This is a genomic window from Algoriphagus lacus (assembly GCF_003583985.1).
GTDB lineage: Bacteria > Bacteroidota > Bacteroidia > Cytophagales > Cyclobacteriaceae > Algoriphagus > Algoriphagus lacus.
In genome coordinates this window covers 785,538-802,258 of sequence record NZ_QXML01000001.1, presented here as the reverse complement: position 1 = coordinate 802,258, position 16,721 = coordinate 785,538, and the positions used below count along the sequence as shown (strand labels likewise).

Sequence of the window (16,721 nt, the reverse complement as noted above, 5' to 3'; positions counted from 1 at the left end):
TTGGTTTGGTAGATCCGCTCGATTTCATGCGTTTTGGGTGATTTCTCTAAAGAGTGTTTCCAGATTTTTCCTGGATTGCGTTAGGCTTTTTAGGCTTAAGGAACGGTCGGATACAAGCAGCATCAGGGCCTTTCGGGTTTCTACCGGATCCTCCGTTTCAATCACTAATTCCCGGTCACCTTTCCCTCCAAATCTCACCTGTCCCAGGGATTCAAACCAAGCCAGTTCCATTTTTTCTTCGGTTTCCAAAATCAGTTCGGTTTTCCCCGATCCAGCCTGAAGTTCAGAAATAGGACTGGCAGCCAGAATTTTGCCTTTATTGATGATCACCACATCCTGACAGATTGCCTCCACCTCCTGCATGATGTGGGTGGAGAAAATCAGGGTTTTATTTTCCGCTATTTCCCGGATCAGATTGCGAATGTCCACGAGCTGATTGGGATCAAGACCTGTGGTAGGTTCATCCAAAATCACCACCTGAGGATCATGAATCAAGGCTCGGGCAAGTCCAACACGCTGTCGGTAACCTTTGGAAAGCTGCCCGATTTTCTTGTGCTGCTCCGGAGAAAGGCCTGTTTTTTTGACCAGTTCATTGACTCTTTCCTGGACGACGGCCGACTTCATCCCATAGAGCCCACCAGAAAATTCCAAAAACTCCCGCACGTACATGTCCAGATAGAGCGGGTTATGTTCTGGCAGGTAGCCGATTTTGGGACTGACTTTCTTTGGACTTTCAAGGGCATTTTCCCCCAGAATTTTAACTTCCCCCGAATCGGCAGACAAATAGCCGGTGATGATTTTCATGGTCGTGGATTTTCCGGCGCCATTGGGACCAAGAAAACCCAAAATTCTGCCGGGTGCAGCCGAAAAGCTCACGGCATCGAGTGCTTTTTGAGTTCCGTAAAGTTTACTGAGACGGGAGACTTCGAGTGACATAAAAAGGAAGGACCAAAGAGAAAATCACCCGCATGGCAGGGGCAAAGTCCCCTTTGGTCAGGCTGGACAAAAATAGGGAATGAGGCTTGAAAGGCAAGGTTTCAGTTAGGAGTTTTCAGTGAACAATTGGCAGACCTGATACCTGCCAACTGATTACTGCCCACAGCTAACTGCCTTCTGATCATTGCTTCTTCCCTTTTGGTCTCAGCGGTCGGCACTCCACATCTGCGATGAAGTAGTTGGGGTGGGTTTCCAGGGTCTGCACGATAGTTTGAGCCACATCGATCGGACGCATCATATTTTCATGCGCCTGCATTCCGGGTATGTTGTCAAAGAAATTGGTCTGGATCGAGCCGGGATAGATCGTGGACACTTTGATTCCAAAATTCCTCAACTCCATGTACATCGAATGGGAAATTCCCCTCACGGCATGCTTGGTTCCCACATATCCGGCAAAGTTGGCTACTCCGTTGAGCCCGGCAATGGAAGCAACATTGACAATATGCCCCTCATCAGCGGCTTTCATGGCAGGAACGAGCCGTTTGCTCACATAGAAAATCCCATGCACATTGGTGTCAAACATGGACTTCCAGTCTTCCGAACTCATCGTCTCAAAAGCCCCGGCCACACCGAAACCTGCATTATTCACCAGAATCCGGATATCCGAACCCAACTTGGCGACTGTTTCCTGATAGGCTTTTTCAACCTGAGCCTCCTGAGCGACATCACAGGTGAAAAAGTGGAAATTGTCATGCGCAAATTCGGGCTTATTCCTTCCCCAACCGGCGACTATCGTTCCTTTTTCAAGTAAAAGTTTGACCAATTCCAGTCCGATTCCTTTGCTTACCCCGGTCACCACCGCGATTGTATTTTTGAGCTCCATAGATTTTGCTTTCTTTTCTTAAAGGAAAAAACTCAGGAAGAGTTCTCCAAAAGGTGATTTTCTTCCGCCAATTCCATTTTTTATACTTGCCCAAAAGCTAATTTCATGTGTTTAAACTTGTTTTTTATTCGCCACATAGCCTGTCCCGAACTTGATTCGGGAGAGTGCCCTGGATAATCATCCCTGTGCGTGAGAAGCTTTTTCTCATGGGCATTTCATACCTTTAAGGAATTCCGAAAAACTATCCATCAACCAATTTATCGAATGAAAAAATTCATACTTCCCCTTGTTTTGCTCAGTGGAGTGGCCCTTGGACAAACCAAACTTCGCCCCGAAATAGATAAAAAAGCAAGCTCCATCGAGACCAAAGTCATCGAATGGCGGCGTGACATTCACCAGAATCCGGAACTCGGAAATCAGGAAACACGAACTGCAAAAAAGATAGCGGATCACCTTCGGTCCTTGGGAATTGAAGTGCAGGAAGGGGTAGCGGTAACCGGCGTTGTGGGTGTACTGAAGGGCGGAAAGCCTGGCCCAACCGTCGCGCTTCGTGCAGACATGGATGCCTTACCTGTAACAGAGCGAGCTGACCTTCCCTTCAAATCCACCGTCACCACTACCTACAACGGACAGCAAACCGGTGTCATGCATGCCTGTGGGCACGACACCCACGTGGCCATCCTAATGGGAGTCGCTGAAGTCCTTGCCAGCATGAAAAACGAACTGCAAGGAAATGTCAAATTCATCTTCCAGCCCGCCGAGGAAGGCATCTACGAACCCGGAGTCACCACTTGGGGTGCCAAGCAAATGGTGGAGCAGGGTGTGATGAAAGATGTGGATGCGATTTTTGGGCTTCACATTTCTTCCCAAACCGAAGTCGGAAAAATCGGCTACCGCTCCGGCCCAGCACAAGCAGCAGTGGATAATCTCGAAATCATTGTCCACGGGACACAAGCACATGGCGCATCGCCTTGGTCAGGGGTCGACCCGATTGTGACCGCTTCCCAGATCGTTACCGGCTTGCAGACTATTCTTTCCAGAAGTGTCAATGTCACCCAAAACCCAGCCGTGGTGACCGTAGGCGCCATTCATGGCGGTATCCGACACAACATCATTCCTGAAAAAGTAGAGATGATCGGCACCATCCGAACCTTCGGCGATCAGCAGCAGGAACTGGTCCATCGCCGCATCACGGAGATTGCCACCAACATTGCAGAAAGCGCAGGTGCCAAAGCTGAGGTAAACATCACTAAGCTGTATCCTACCACAGTCAACGACCCAACGCTCACTGCAGCTATGGTGGCGACAATGGAAGCAGCCGCAGGCAAGGATAACATCAACTACAATCCGCCGGTAACAGGCGCGGAAGACTTCAGCTTCTACCAGCGTGAAAAACCGGGATTATTCATTGGTTTAGGAGGCATGAAAAAAGGCGGCGACCCGACCAAAACTCCTTCCCACCACACCCCAGACTTCTACATCGATGAAGGTGGATTTGTCCTGGGCATGAGAGTGCTGAGCTACTTTGTGGTGGATTACATGGGGATGAAAAAATAGGTTTCAAAAAACAGTTTCGAACCATAAGTAAAAACGCTTCCTAAAGGATATCAGGAAGTGTTTTTTATTTTCATCCCAAGGTTTTCCACATATCTGGCTCATTTACTTACTTTTGGTTGCAACCAATTTCACCCATGAAAAAAATTATCCTTCCCCTGCTGTTGATCTCTGCTTCCGCAGTGGGTCAATCTAAGCTTCGCCCTGAAATAGACAAAAAAGCCACTGCCATTGAACCAAAAGTCATCGAATGGCGGCGCGACTTCCATCAGCACCCTGAGCTCGGCAATCAGGAGGTTCGCACCGCCAAGATCGTCGCCGATCACCTGAGGGCGTTGGGCATGGAAGTCACCGAACAGGTGGCTGTCACGGGAGTAGTCGGGGTATTGAAAGGCGGTAAACCAGGACCTATGGTCGCCCTCCGCGCGGACATGGATGCACTTCCTGTGACCGAGCGGGTGGATGTACCCTTCAAATCCACAGTTACCACCACCTTTGCCGGTCAGCAGACGGGCGTCATGCATGCCTGCGGACACGATTCCCACACCGCCATCCTGATGGGCGTGGCTGAAGTCCTTGCCGGAATGAAAGATCAACTGGAAGGATCGGTTAAGTTTATCTTCCAACCTGCCGAGGAAGGAGTAAGCGATGTGGACATGGCTGGCGCTGAACTCATGGTAAAAGAGGGCGTGATGAAAGACGTCGATGCCGTTTTTGGACTTCATATCTGGGCGCAGGTGGAAGCCGGAAAAATCGGTTACCGACCGGGTCCGACCATGGCTGCCGTGGATATTTTGGGAATCAACGTAACCGGTACCCAAGCACATGGGGCATCCCCCTGGTCCGGAGTGGATCCAATCGTCACCTCTTCCCAGATTGTGACCGGACTACAGACCATCCTTTCACGCAGTGTCAATGTGACTGAGAATCCTGCCGTGGTAACTGTAGGTTCCATCCATGGTGGTATCCGTCACAACATCATCCCGGAAAAAGTAGAAATGATCGGTACCATACGAACCTTCGGAGACGATCAGCAGGCTTTGGTTCACCGCAGAATCAATGAGATCGCCACCAATATCGCCGAAAGTGCGGGAGCAAAAGCCGAAGTCAACATCACCAAGCTTTACCCCGCCACCGTAAACGACGAAGCCTTGACTGCTAAAATGGCCCCAACCATCGAGGCTGCTGCCGGAAAAGGCAACGTGGTCATCATGGATCCAATGACAGGTTCGGAGGATTTCAGCTTTTTCCAACGGGAAAAGCCGGGCGTATTCATCTTCCTAGGTGGCATGAAACCGGGAGCTGACCCACTTAAAACTCCTTCCCATCACACTCCGGATTTCTACTTGGACGAAAGCGGCTTCACCCTTGGCGTGAGAGTCCTGAGCTACTTTGTGGTGGATTACATGGGGATGAAGAAATGATCAGACCATAGCATATAGACGAAAGTCAATAGAAAACCCCTCCTGAAGGATTTCGGGAGGGGTTTCTTTTGTTATCTCATTGATCAAACCACCACTTCGGCATCACATTGGTACTGTTGGGAAAGGCATTGCAGCTTAGGCAGGTAGGCTTGTACTCTGTGGCCCGCTTGCCAGGGATATATGCACAGATTTCTTCCAAAAAGAAAGGGACATCGGCCCTGGTGGTGTAGATCCGGGTCACATTTGCTTTTGCTACTTCAAAATAGCCCAAAACCACTTCCTCGGGATCATTGACATTAAATAGGTTTCCTCGAATCGGTGCCGGTGGTGTGTCAAAAACCGACCCGGTGTTGTTGACCAATTCCCGGACTTTTCGCCAATACTCGTATCCCTGTTTGTCAATGCTCAGCTGTCGTACATTGAAGTAATGCCGACTGAGGAAGGATTGGTCCACCAGGCGCTTGGCCAGAATCTGGCTGCTTTTCCCACCGGGTTTATTCAGCAAATCTCCGTTGACCAAGGTAATCCGCTCCGCATCCGACACTTCAAACACATAACAGGGCGGAGGCGGTGTATTAAACGGGTTTGGGAAAAAGGTCAAATCCCAAAAGTATGCTTCATCCACTGCCCAACGCAGGTAATACCCTCCCACTTGTTCAGGTAAAGTTGCTTCCGTCCGAATCACCACTTGGGCAGCTTCCGGATTATCATCCAAGCGCGTCCGCTCAAAGCTAAAACTCAGGTCATCGGCACCGATGACTTCAGGCATTTTCTGCGGAGTGGAGCGATAGGTTTTATTGGCAACTTGTATTTCAAGAAAATAGGTCAATCCCTCCCGAATCGCATAATCTCCCTCCAATTCATATTGTCCTGGCTTCACTTCCCGGTAAAGCCAACTCCCATTTACTTCCGGAGCGAGCAGATACACCTGCGCATTCTGTACTGGGCGAGGCTTATCATCCAAGGTAAAGTACCCCCCGGAAAAAAGCGGCTGCCTGGCCTTGGAAGTAGTCTCCGACAACAACACAGTGTGCTTTTCGTCCAAATCCGTAAAAGTACCCGAGACAATTAAACGCTCGGTTTCCGGTTTCTCGAGTGGGAACGTGATCTGCTCCACACAGGAATTAAAGGCCAGTAAAACAGCCAGAAGTCCGATAATTCTTAACCTATTCATCACCACCTCCCCATTGAATGCTGTAGGTAATTGACGGAAAAATCGATCCCAAAATCGCCAGTCGATACGGCCTCAACTGTTGAGAATCCCCGTCCTTTTGCCAAAAAACCGAGTAAGCATTTTTCCTTCCCAGCAAATTGTAAATGCTGAAATTCAGGCTATCCCCCTTTTTGGAAAAGACCTTTTCCACAGTGTAGGAAACATCAACACGGAAATAATCCGGGATTCGATACTGGTTTCGGGCGGAATAATCCGGCACGACCAAGCCTCCGTTTAAAATATAAGAGGCATTGACTGCGCTGACCGGTCGGCCGGTGGAATAATTAATCGACAGATTGAAGAGACCACGAGGATACATTTTCCGACTCAGGATAAAATTGACTTCATGTGGTTGATCATAGTTGGAAGGAAACCACTCATTGCTGTTGATTTGCTCTTCTTCAAAGGAACTTTGGGATCGGAAAAAAGAACGTGAATAGGTGTAAGCCAGCCATCCGGTCACCACTCCCAGGTTTTTCTTGATCAAAAACTCAGCGCCATAAGCCTCTCCCTCCCCAAAAACCAACTCAGTCTCCATGTGAGGATTGAGAAAAATCTGTGCAAAATTTCGGTATTCGACCTGATTTACACTGGTTCGGTAAAAAGCATCAATGGAATATTCCCAACTGTTGTCTTTGGAGTTTTTGAATAATCCCAAGGAAAAATTATCCGACCGCTGCGGAGGGATGTAGGTAGAACTCAACTGCCAGAGGTCTATGGGTGTCGGCCCGAAGGTGTTGGAAATGGACTGGATGTATTGGAAAAGTCGGGCATAGCTAAGCTTTAGCGACAAACTAGAATTGAGGTTTTGTCTCAGGGAAAACCGAGGTTCCAATCCTGAATAGGATTTGATTTTTCCGGAGTTATAATACGTCTCTCCGGTGATTTCACCTTCTTCAATCGGGGAATTGGGATTGTATTGGTACACGGTATCGGGGCCCAACTGGGAATAACCGGAATACCGAAGTCCGGCCACAAATCCGGTATTTTCCCCCAACTCATACTCAGCGGAAAGGAACCCTGACAGTTCTCTGCCCCTTTCTTTTCCGACCTGCTCTTCCTGGATCGCGGATTCCTCATTGTAGGGTGAAATCCGTTCAGGCTTTCCCCGGTAATAGATTCCCTCCAGTCCTCCGGTGACCGCCAAGTTCTCATTTGCCCAAGTGGCGGAGATTTTACCTTGCTGGTAGCGCATCCCGTTTTGAACCCGGGCAGCATCTACGCCCTCGGGATCATAAAAGGCATTGTCAAAGTTGCCATCAGCCAGCAATCCAGTGATGGAAATTTGCTCACCCAAAATTCCTTTGTACCGAAGTGAACTGATCCGGTTGGCCCAATCGTAGCCAAACTGGTCAGAAAACTGAAAGTCATCTCCCGTTACCAGGGTGTTTGATTCCAGTTGATGACCGTTGGCAATTTCCCAGTTCAGGCCTAGGTATCCGTCGTAAAAATTCAGTTTGCTGTTTTGGATATCCAGATCTCTGGCTTGATTAAGCAGCCAATTGACATTGGAAAGTCGACCGCCAAAAATGAGGGAAACCTTGTCTTTCAAAACAGGCCCTTCCACCAGAATTTTCCCATTGGAAGTCCCCAATCCCAGTTGTCCCTGCCAGCTTTCCTTGCTTCCAGGTCTCATCAAAATGTTAAGAGCCGATCCCGCCCTTCCTCCAAAAGTGGATGGGAGATTGCCTTTGTAAAGTGTAAAAGTCTCCGTCACATCCGTGTTGAAACCCGACAAGAACCCAAGTGCATGATTGGAACTAAGCACCAAGGCCTCGTTCATCAAGAGCAGATTTTGGTCAGCCTTGGCACCACGAACGTTGATTCCGGAAGTTCCCTCTCCCATGGAACTCACTCCAGGCAGGAGCTGGAGTCCTTTGAAAATATCTGCTTCGCCGAGAAACGCAGGGATGGCTTTCAATTCGCGCGTGGTCAGTTTGGTAACCCCGGTAATTGGATTTCTTACATTCCGGTCAGGTTCATCAGACATCACGACCACCCCTTCGAGTTCAAAATTTTTCTCCTCCATTTCCAGGTTGACCACCCCATTTTCATAAAGCAGGATTCTGGTGAAAACCGGGATGTTGGAAATGTGACGAAAGGCCACCCTGTGATCTCCGGGAGCCACCATCACAAAGTATGTCCCAAACTTATCCGTACTGACTCCTGTAAACAGCCCATCCACATGAATACCCACTCCCTGAATCGGATCGCCACTGTCTTTGGAAGTGATTTTACCAGTCAACACATAGGATTGGGGATGATTGCCTTCCATTTTTCCAAAAGAAAAAGTCAGGGAATCAGTTTGGCCAAATCCGGAGAAAACAGAAATGAAAAAAAAGAAAAATACGCCGGCACAAAATCTCATCATAGGACTTTCAAGAAACTTAATTTTTTCAAAAAATTGCAATACAAATTGATAAACGATCCAAAACCTTTCACGTTTTCTTAAATCAAAAACGTTTGAAAAAATGAAAAAGCTACCCTTCATCATGCTGTTAGTGGCACTTTTTGCCGGATGTAAAGAGGAAGAAGAACCCCAGGCAGATGCTTTTATCTTCGGAAAATGGAACCTCCTCTGTGAAAGCAACTGCATTCAAATCTACAAATTGGACAAAGGGAAATTGTATGTGGACAATATGAATTCCTTTCGGGATGCACCTATCATTACCTACAAATCAACCCCACTCGGGAATGAATTCGCTACGTTGGCCCAAGACCTGAGAACAGCTTTTCCAGAATCGTATCTGCTTCCGAGAGGCCTTGATTTTATTGCATGCCCGGACTGCGCCGAGCAGGGTGGCTATTACCTTGCTTTTGAAAACGAGGACGGTGTTCTGTGGTGGCAAGTTGGAAATATCCCAGAGATCTGGCCGGAAGAAATCAAACCTTTTATGCAGAAGTTGATCACAACGATGGACCAACTTCCTGAAAATTAAAGCTGGGCGACCAACTCCCTCATGATTAAACTCATGACGGGTTCGGCTTTACCGGCTGCCTTGATCACATCCTCGAGGGAAACTTTGTGGATTCTGCCTTCAACGCCCAAGTCGGTGATTGCCGAAATCCCAAATACTTCCATTCCTGAGTGTCGTGCTACCAACACTTCCGGCACGGTACTCATGCCTACCGCGTCACCGCCAATTATGCGCAGGTACTTGTATTCGGCAGGAGTTTCCAGATTGGGCCCTTCCACCCCACAATACACGCCGGTATGTAGGTTGATTCCCTCTTTCTTACCGATTTGAAGGGCTTTTTCAATCAGTCTCCTGGAATAGGCGTCACTCATATCCGGAAATCTAGGGCCCAACTCGTCGAAATTTTTACCACGAAGTGGGTTTTCAGGGAATAAATTGATGTGATCAGAAATGATCATGACTTCTCCCACTTCCTGTGCAGGATTCAATCCTCCACAGGCATTGGAAACCAACAGCGTACTGACTCCAAGCTTTTTCATCACCCGTACCGGAAAAGTCACTTCCTTCATCGAATAACCCTCATAGTAGTGGAATCTGCCTTTCATGGCGACCACTTTCTTCCCGGACAAGGTGCCAAAAATCAATTTTCCCGAATGGCTTTCCACCGTGGAAACAGGAAAATGAGGGATGTCCTTATAGTCAATTTCCAACTCGGTTTCGATTTGGTTGCCGAGGCTTCCCAGTCCGGTTCCTAAAATTATCCCGATGGAAACAGAAGTAGGATTCAACTTTTGAATGAAAGTGACCGCTTCTTGAATTTGCTTGAGGTAGTCCATGATTTTTGGCTGATTTACGGGCAAAGATAGAATTTTGGATCAGCCTTAGAACTTTTCACCCTACTTGCTTGTAATAGGAGTCAGAAAAACCACCCACATGATCAAAATCATCGTCGGCACCAACCGCAAAAACTCCGTATCCAAAATCGTCGCGGAATTGTATCAGTCCATTCTACTGGAAAAAGGTCAGGAATCTGAAATTCTGGAGCTGGCTCACTTGCCGGCAGATTTTGTCGAAACTGCCCTGTATGAAAACAACGGGAAGAATGCCGGTTACAATGCTTTTCATGACCGTGTCAAAGAGGGGAAAAAGTTTGTGTTCATTGTCCCTGAGTACAACGGTTCTTTTCCCGGCGTCCTGAAAACATTCATCGACGGGATGACCTATCCGAATACCTTCCGGAATAAAAAATGTGCTTTGGTGGGAATTTCATCCGGAATAGGCGGGGGTGGCATCGCATTGAGCCACCTCACCGACATCTTCCATTATCTGGGTATGCATGTCCTCGCTCTCAAGCCGAAGCTTGCCAAAATCGAGCAAAATATGTCAGATAACCTGCTCACCAACAGGCTTTATGTGGACTTACTGCAAACCCAGGCAGACATGCTGCTTGAGTTTTAGGACTTAGTCCACATTGTCATGCAGAAATCTGTTATTGCCGAGAATCTCGTTCTCGTCATTCAGATTGTACTTGCTGATGGCAGGCTCTGAACTGTGCTGTGGTTCATTGAGTACCACGTTCTTGCGCTGATAGGCAGGTACATTCATTTTTTCTTTCAAATCTTCCGGACTAGGGTTAAAAGCTCGGTTGCCCTTCAGTTTTTCAAACCGCTCGTGCGCGCGCTGAATCGCCTTTTGCTTCATTTGCTCATAGTAATCGTTGGCAAATACCTGTGGCATTGGCTCAGATTCCTTTGGAAGTTTTTCTACTTTGCTATCAGCTTGTTCGTAAAGGTTGTGAACGATTTTTTCAGGCTCAGCTGCTACAAAAGTCGGCTCGGATTTTTCTTCCTGAATCGGATTCACATGGAATACAAACTCATCCTTTTCCTCTTCAACAGGCTTGGCTGGTGCTGATACAGGCACCTTTGGCAGGTTGAAAGTATAAGTGGCCCCACCGGAAATCGGTTCTTCTTTCACTTGCTGGCTCTTTCCTGAATCAAGGTTGATTACAGTTTTTACTACTTCCGGAGTAGGAACTGGGGTGCTGGCAACGGGATTTGCAAAAGCAGAAATCGGAGCAACGAATTCTCTGTTTCTTGGCTTTTCAGAAAGCTTATCCATTTCGAAACCTGTAGCAATTACTGTTACGCGGATGGCTTTGCCCAATTCCGGATCGATACCCTGACCAAAAATCACTTCGGCATTGTCACCGGCTTTCTCCTGGATGTATTCCGTGATTTCGCTCAATTCGTCCATGGAAAGTTCTTCTTCCTCACCGGACATGATGGAAAGGAGGATTTTCTGAGCACCCTTAATGTCGACATTGTTCAGCAATGGAGAAGAGATCGCAGCACCTGCAGCACGAATGGCACGGCCTTCACCTTCTTCTGTTGAGGAACCCATTACGGCTGCACCGGCGTCTTTCATCACGGTCTTCACGTCTTCAAAGTCGACGTTTACATCCTGGTGGATGGTGATGATTTCAGCGATGGATTTTGCAGCAGTAGTCAGGATATCGTCTGCCTTGCTGAAGGCGGTACGGATAGCCAAGTTACCGTAGATTTCTCTCAGTTTGTCATTGAGGATCACGAGCACGGTATCGCAGTTTTCTCTCAAGGACTCAATACCCGCCTGAGCTACGGCCATTTTCTTTTTACCCTCAAACATGAACGGGGCAGTCACGATACCTACCGTCAGGATGTTAAGTTCTTTGGCAATTTTAGCCACCACGGGAGCAGCACCGGTTCCGGTACCCCCACCCATTCCGGCAGTGATGAATACCATCTTGGTATTGTCCGCCAGGAGTTCACGGATTTCATCCTGGGATTCGAGCGCAGCACTTCGGCCTTGCTCCGGGTTGGCACCTGCACCGAGACCTTCGGTCAAGTTGGCGCCCAACTGCAATCTCAAAGGCACCGGACTGGACTTCAGGGCCTGAGCATCGGTATTGACCACGACAAATTCCACATCTTTGATTCCTTGGCCATACATGTGGTTTACGGCGTTGCTACCGCCGCCACCTACACCAATGACTTTGATGATGGATTTTTGGTTTTTTGGGAGGTCAAATCTGTAATCTTTCATGTTATCTGACATATTTTATGGTTTGGTGAATATTTTTTGGTTGTTGATTTTTCTTGAAAAAAGGGTAAGGAAGGAAGTAATCCGCAAGGCTGATTACCTCCCCAATCATAAGCCCTAGTAATTAGTATTCTTCTCCGACGTCATCGGAGATCAATGTTTTTAGCCGATCGGTTATTCCTTTGAAGAAGTTGTTGGCAATAGCTTCCCGCTTGACCATAATTTTGGGTTTGGCTCCCGAATTGGCTTTTCGCTTTAGATAGCCTTCCTCCCGGTTGTCCAGGGATTTGAATCCTGCCAAAACCAGACCCACAGAAGTGGCGTACATGGGGCTTTTTACATCTTCGATGACGGACTTGCCCAGATGCTCATTGGGGAATCCAATGCGGGTATCCAAACCAGTCATGTATTCGAACAGCTGAGAAATACACTGCAGCTGTGATCCACCGCCGGTCAGTACAATCCCGCCGGCCAGTTTTTTGTAGTAGCCACTTTGCATGATTTCGTTCTGGACGATTTCAATGATTTCTTCCATTCGGGCCTGAATGATGGAAGCCAGATTACGGATGGAAATTTCTTTTGCCGCACGTCCCCGGAGCCCAGGAATTGATACGATCTCATTTGGATTTGCCTCTTCAGCGATTGCTTTTCCGAATTTGGTTTTGAGCAGTTCGGCCTGATTCTGCATCAGCATGCAGCCTTCCTTGATGTCTGAGGTGATGATATTTCCACCCAAAGGAATCACAGCCGTATGTCGGATGATGTTTTCGTAGAAAATCGCAATGTCAGTCGTCCCGCCACCGATATCAACCAGGCAAACTCCCGCTTCTTTTTCGTCGTCACTCAGGACGGAAAGAGAACTCGCCAAAGGCTCGAGAATCAGTTGCTTGGATTCCAGATTCGCTCGCTTGACGCATTTGTTGATGTTGTGAATGGCGGTAGTTTGTGCAGTGATGATGTGGAAATCCGCCTCCAATCGGGTACCGGCCATCCCAACGGGATCCTTGATACCTCCTTCATAGTCGACGGTATAGTCCTGCGGCATCACGTGGATGATGCTGTTACCCGGAGGCACGACGATGTTGTGCATGTCTGCGGACAAACGCTGCACATCTTCCACCGTGATTTCATCCTCGGTGGGCTGACGCATGATGCTTCCGTGCATGATTTTGCTCTGAATGTGCTGTCCGGCTATTCCGACAATGACCTCCGCGATGTCCACATCTGCCATATTGGAGCAATCTTCGACGGCTTTTTGGATTGCGTTGACAGTCTTCTCGATGTTGGTCACGATGCCGCGATCCACTCCATCAGAAACTGCCTTGCCCATACCAAGCACTTCGAGTTTTCCAAATTCATTTTTGCGTCCGATGATCGCGCAGATTTTCGTTGTCCCAATGTCCAGACCTACGATTAGTTTGTCGTTTTCCATATCCAAGCTTTATTCACAAACAATTTGATTTTTAAACTTCACGCTGATTCGCTCATAAGCATTCCAGCCTTTTCTCGGTAAAATCTCCTGATAGAGCACATCGATTCGTTTGAATTTGCTCTCAAAATCATGGGCATCTCCAAACTCAATCACCTGCTTTCCGACCTGCTGGTGCAGACGGATGTCGTCCTTTTTATTGATTTCCAACTCAGTCACCTGAGCACTCCAAAACTCATCTTTGGTAATGAACTGGATCAAAGGCATCAGTTCCGGCATGGCATTCACGCTTCCCTGATCCATCAACTGCTCTGCGTATGCCCCTTCCAAAATCAGCACGCGGCTGGTGTAAGTCGGAGAGGTAGGGATGATCAATCCTTCCGTAGTAATGTAGCCGTCAGCTGCCATCGGTCGGGCAATCCGTGCGATTGGCTCGTGTTGTTGGATGCTCACCTTCAAAATTCCTTTTTGCTCGATGGACGCCTGTACCGACTTAATGAACGGATGACCCGCAAGTCGCTTTTCCACTGCTGCCAATGGAACTTCTGTAGCTGGCAGACCTGCTTTTAATTCTGGAAATGCAGAGCTGATGATCTGTTCGACTTCTTTTTCCTCAACGAAATACACGCCGCTTACTGCCTCCAAATCAATCTCCAATCCCTCATAGGTTTTGAGTTGGGATTGCTTTTCCACAAAGCCGATGAACCCTACCAAAACGAGGCAGAGGGTCAAAAATCCAAGCACTTTTTTCAATTTGGTCTTGTTCATGCTTCCCCGGATTTAGTTCGTGAATTCGTCCAAGCAGCAATGCCCGGCACCAATCGATCAATATCTCCTGCTCCCATGGTCACGAGGACTTGGGGCTGGGATTCCTTCAGGTAGTCCATGACCTGAGCTTTGCTGATGAGCGTCTTTTTATCCGCATGAATTCCCTCAAGTAGCATGGAAGAGGTAACACCTTCAATCGGAAGCTCACGGGCCGGATAGATATCCAACAGCACCACCTCATCTGCCAACGAGAGACTTTCAGAAAATCCGGGTGCAAAATCCCGAGTTCGGGTAAATAGGTGAGGCTGGAAAATCACAGTCAGGCGGCTGGCCGGATACATCGCCCTAACAGAACTCAGGCAAGCCTTGATCTCCTCCGGATGGTGGGCATAATCGTCTATATATATGTGGCCCGGTACTGAGGAATGAATCTCAAACCGGCGCTTCACCCCGCGGAAAGATTTGATTCCGGTACGGATTTGATCCTCGGTTACTCCGTGATCCACGGCAATGGCGATAGCGGCCAAGGCATTTTCCACATTGTGGAAACCCGGAATGTGCAACTCCAGTCCTTTGATTTGGACCTTGGTGCCGATGTAGTCAAAAAGGAAAATTCCAGGCTTGGCAATGATATTTTCCGCATGAATGCCTGAAGAGCGCAAGCCATATTCTCTGATTCCAGCGCTGATGCCCAGATTTTCACCCAACCGGTACCAAGCATGGGTCTGGATGTAGAGCTTGCCTTTTCGGTCCAACAACTTGATGAAATCACGGAATCCGTTTAGGATCGTGGCCTCGTCACCGTAAATGTCCAAATGATCCGGATCAGCACTGGTGACCACAGCTTCGTTGGGATGAAGTCGAAGGAAAGATCGGTCAAACTCATCCGCTTCAACCACGACGAGCGTGGCTTCTTTTGATTTGCCAGGCAGAATCAGGTTGCTGTTATAGTTCTGGGTAATGCCACCCAGGAAAGCTGCCACAGGTTTGCCCGCTGATTTTAGGAGGTGAGCAACCAAGGAAGAGGTACTTGTTTTTCCGTGGGTTCCGGCAACAGCGATAGTATAGAAATCCTTGGTAATCATACCCAGGACTTCAGATCGTTTTTTCAATTGATAGTGCGCCTGGAAGAAATTCAAAAGCACACTGTCTTTTGGAATAGCCGGGGTCCAAACCACCAAAACCTCATCTGGATTGGTAGTGAATTCAAAAGGAATATCTGCCGCAGAATCTGTGAAACTGATCAGCATGCCTTCTTTTTCCAGCTCTTCAGTCAAAGGAGAAGGAGTCTTGTCGTATCCCGCTACAGGATAGCCCTCATGACGGAACCAACGCGCCAAGGCACTCATGCCTATGCCGCCGATCCCGAGGAAGTACACCTTATTTATCCCTTTGAATGTCATTTGACCAGTTTTTCCAGTTCGCTTACAATAGCCAATGCCGCATCCGGCTTAGCCAACTTTTTCATGTTATTTCCAAGTGCAGCTGCCAACTCGGCATCTTGCATCACTTCATCTACTTTGATTTTCAATTGGCCCACCGCTCCTGAATCCCGGAGCAGCAAAGCTGCCTGATGATTCACATAGGCCATGGCATTTTTGGTTTGATGATCCTCGGCCACATTGGGAGATGGGATAAAAATCACCGGCTTTCCTACCAAGCTGAGTTCAGACACCGAAAGCGCACCCGCTCTCGACACAATCACGTCCGCTGCTGCATAGGCCAGATCCATTTCTCGGATGAATTCTCTCAAATGGATATGCTTTAGTCCGGACTCTTCCAGCTTAGACAGCATGTCTTTGAAATAAAACTTGCCACTTTGCCAGAGTACCTGATAGCCTGATTTCTCAAGCTTCTCCATGTCTGCAAGCACCGCTTGGTTGAGTGTACGAGCTCCCAAAGAGCCGCCCAAAACCAGAATCGTCTTGCGGTCTGCTGCCAATCCAAAATGTTCGAGCGCTTTTTCCTTTTTCCCAGACAAATCCAGAATGTCCTTTCGTACCGGATTGCCGGTGATTCTGATTTTGCCTGCCGGGAAAAACTTCTCCATACCCGGATAGGCCACACAGATGGTGGTGGCTTTTTTGGAGAGGAGCTTATTGGTCAACCCTGCATAGGAATTTTGCTCCTGCACCAGGGTAGGAATTCCTTTGCTTTGCGCAGCGTAAAGAACCGGGCCGCTGGCATAACCACCGACTCCCACTACCGCATCCGGACGGAAGTCCTTCACGATTTGTGAGGCAATTCGAAGGCTTTTCAAAAGCTTAAACGGAAAGCTCAGATTGTCCAAAGTCAGGCTGCGCTGAAGTCCTGCCACCGGCAAACCTTTGATCTCATAGCCTGCTTCGGGGACCTTTTGCATTTCCATTTTCCCGAGCGCACCCACAAACAGTACCTCACTGCCCGGATGCTTTTCCTTCCAGGCATTGGCGATGGCAATGGCGGGATAAATATGTCCCCCGGTGCCTCCACCGCTGATGAGAATTCGATATGTGTGCTGAGCGCTAATGGTTTT

14 protein-coding genes are annotated in these 16,721 nt (G+C 48.2%); 4 read left to right on the top strand and 10 right to left on the bottom strand.

What is annotated here, in order from left to right; all coding sequences use genetic code 11:
• Positions 1-24: 24 nt before the first annotated feature.
• Entirely contained in the window at positions 25-936 is a 912-nt protein-coding gene (gldA, locus tag D0X99_RS03415; protein ID WP_119476222.1) for a gliding motility-associated ABC transporter ATP-binding subunit GldA, read from the bottom strand.
• Positions 937-1,117: 181 nt separating this feature from the next.
• Positions 1,118-1,819: an SDR family oxidoreductase gene (locus D0X99_RS03410; RefSeq protein ID WP_119476221.1), complete on the bottom strand. Its 702-nt coding sequence runs from the start codon at positions 1,817-1,819 to the stop codon at positions 1,118-1,120.
• A 264-nt stretch (positions 1,820-2,083) separates the two neighbouring features.
• Between D0X99_RS03410 and D0X99_RS03405 the strand changes: the two genes are divergently transcribed.
• Positions 2,084-3,376 (top strand): amidohydrolase, encoded by a 1,293-nt coding sequence (locus tag D0X99_RS03405; protein WP_119476220.1) that lies wholly within the window; start codon positions 2,084-2,086, stop codon positions 3,374-3,376.
• A gap of 134 nt (positions 3,377-3,510) precedes the next feature.
• Positions 3,511-4,797 (top strand): amidohydrolase, encoded by a 1,287-nt coding sequence (locus D0X99_RS03400; RefSeq protein WP_119476219.1) that lies wholly within the window; start codon positions 3,511-3,513, stop codon positions 4,795-4,797.
• Between the two features lie 76 nt (positions 4,798-4,873).
• On the opposite strand, the gene D0X99_RS03395 is transcribed toward D0X99_RS03400, so the two are convergent.
• The gene (locus D0X99_RS03395) at positions 4,874-5,971 is read right to left on the bottom strand and encodes a DUF4249 family protein (RefSeq protein ID WP_119476218.1); all 1,098 of its coding nucleotides are present in this window, start codon (positions 5,969-5,971) and stop codon (positions 4,874-4,876) included.
• Positions 5,964-8,381, bottom strand: coding sequence for a TonB-dependent receptor (locus D0X99_RS03390; protein ID WP_158587671.1), 2,418 nt, complete (start codon positions 8,379-8,381; stop codon positions 5,964-5,966). Before D0X99_RS03390 ends, D0X99_RS03395 begins: the two co-directional genes overlap by 8 nt.
• Before the next feature lie 100 nt (positions 8,382-8,481).
• On the opposite strand from D0X99_RS03390, the gene D0X99_RS03385 reads away from it, so the two are divergent.
• Positions 8,482-8,949, top strand: a complete 468-nt coding sequence (locus D0X99_RS03385) for a hypothetical protein (protein WP_158587670.1) — start codon at positions 8,482-8,484, stop codon at positions 8,947-8,949.
• Here the strand turns inward: D0X99_RS03385 and D0X99_RS03380 are convergent.
• Positions 8,946-9,764 carry a purine-nucleoside phosphorylase gene (locus D0X99_RS03380; protein ID WP_119476215.1) on the bottom strand — a complete coding sequence of 273 codons (819 nt, stop codon included), beginning with the start codon at positions 9,762-9,764 and terminating at the stop codon, positions 8,946-8,948. The two genes, D0X99_RS03385 and D0X99_RS03380, sit on opposite strands and share 4 nt — an antisense overlap.
• A 97-nt stretch (positions 9,765-9,861) precedes the next feature.
• On the opposite strand from D0X99_RS03380, the gene D0X99_RS03375 reads away from it, so the two are divergent.
• Positions 9,862-10,386, top strand: a complete 525-nt coding sequence (locus D0X99_RS03375) for an NADPH-dependent FMN reductase (protein WP_119476404.1) — start codon at positions 9,862-9,864, stop codon at positions 10,384-10,386.
• A 3-nt stretch (positions 10,387-10,389) separates the two neighbouring features.
• Here the strand turns inward: D0X99_RS03375 and ftsZ are convergent, their stop codons facing one another.
• From ftsZ to murG, 5 genes are all read right to left on the bottom strand, one after another.
• Positions 10,390-12,024 carry a cell division protein FtsZ gene (gene ftsZ / locus D0X99_RS03370; RefSeq protein WP_233553636.1) on the bottom strand — a complete coding sequence of 545 codons (1,635 nt, stop codon included), beginning with the start codon at positions 12,022-12,024 and terminating at the stop codon, positions 10,390-10,392.
• A 109-nt stretch (positions 12,025-12,133) separates the two neighbouring features.
• Positions 12,134-13,441, bottom strand: coding sequence for a cell division protein FtsA (ftsA, locus tag D0X99_RS03365; protein WP_119476213.1), 1,308 nt, complete (start codon positions 13,439-13,441; stop codon positions 12,134-12,136).
• Between the two features lie 9 nt (positions 13,442-13,450).
• Positions 13,451-14,206 (bottom strand): cell division protein FtsQ/DivIB, encoded by a 756-nt coding sequence (locus D0X99_RS03360; RefSeq protein WP_119476212.1) that lies wholly within the window; start codon positions 14,204-14,206, stop codon positions 13,451-13,453.
• On the bottom strand, positions 14,203-15,609 hold the full coding sequence (murC, locus tag D0X99_RS03355) for a UDP-N-acetylmuramate--L-alanine ligase (RefSeq protein WP_119476211.1): 1,407 nt from the start codon (positions 15,607-15,609) through the stop codon (positions 14,203-14,205). Before murC ends, D0X99_RS03360 begins: the two co-directional genes overlap by 4 nt.
• A complete protein-coding gene (gene murG, locus D0X99_RS03350) occupies positions 15,606-16,715 on the bottom strand; it encodes an undecaprenyldiphospho-muramoylpentapeptide beta-N-acetylglucosaminyltransferase (RefSeq protein WP_119476210.1) in 1,110 nt (369 codons plus the stop codon). The genes murC and murG overlap by 4 nt, the downstream gene beginning before the upstream one ends.
• Positions 16,716-16,721 lie beyond the last annotated feature (6 nt).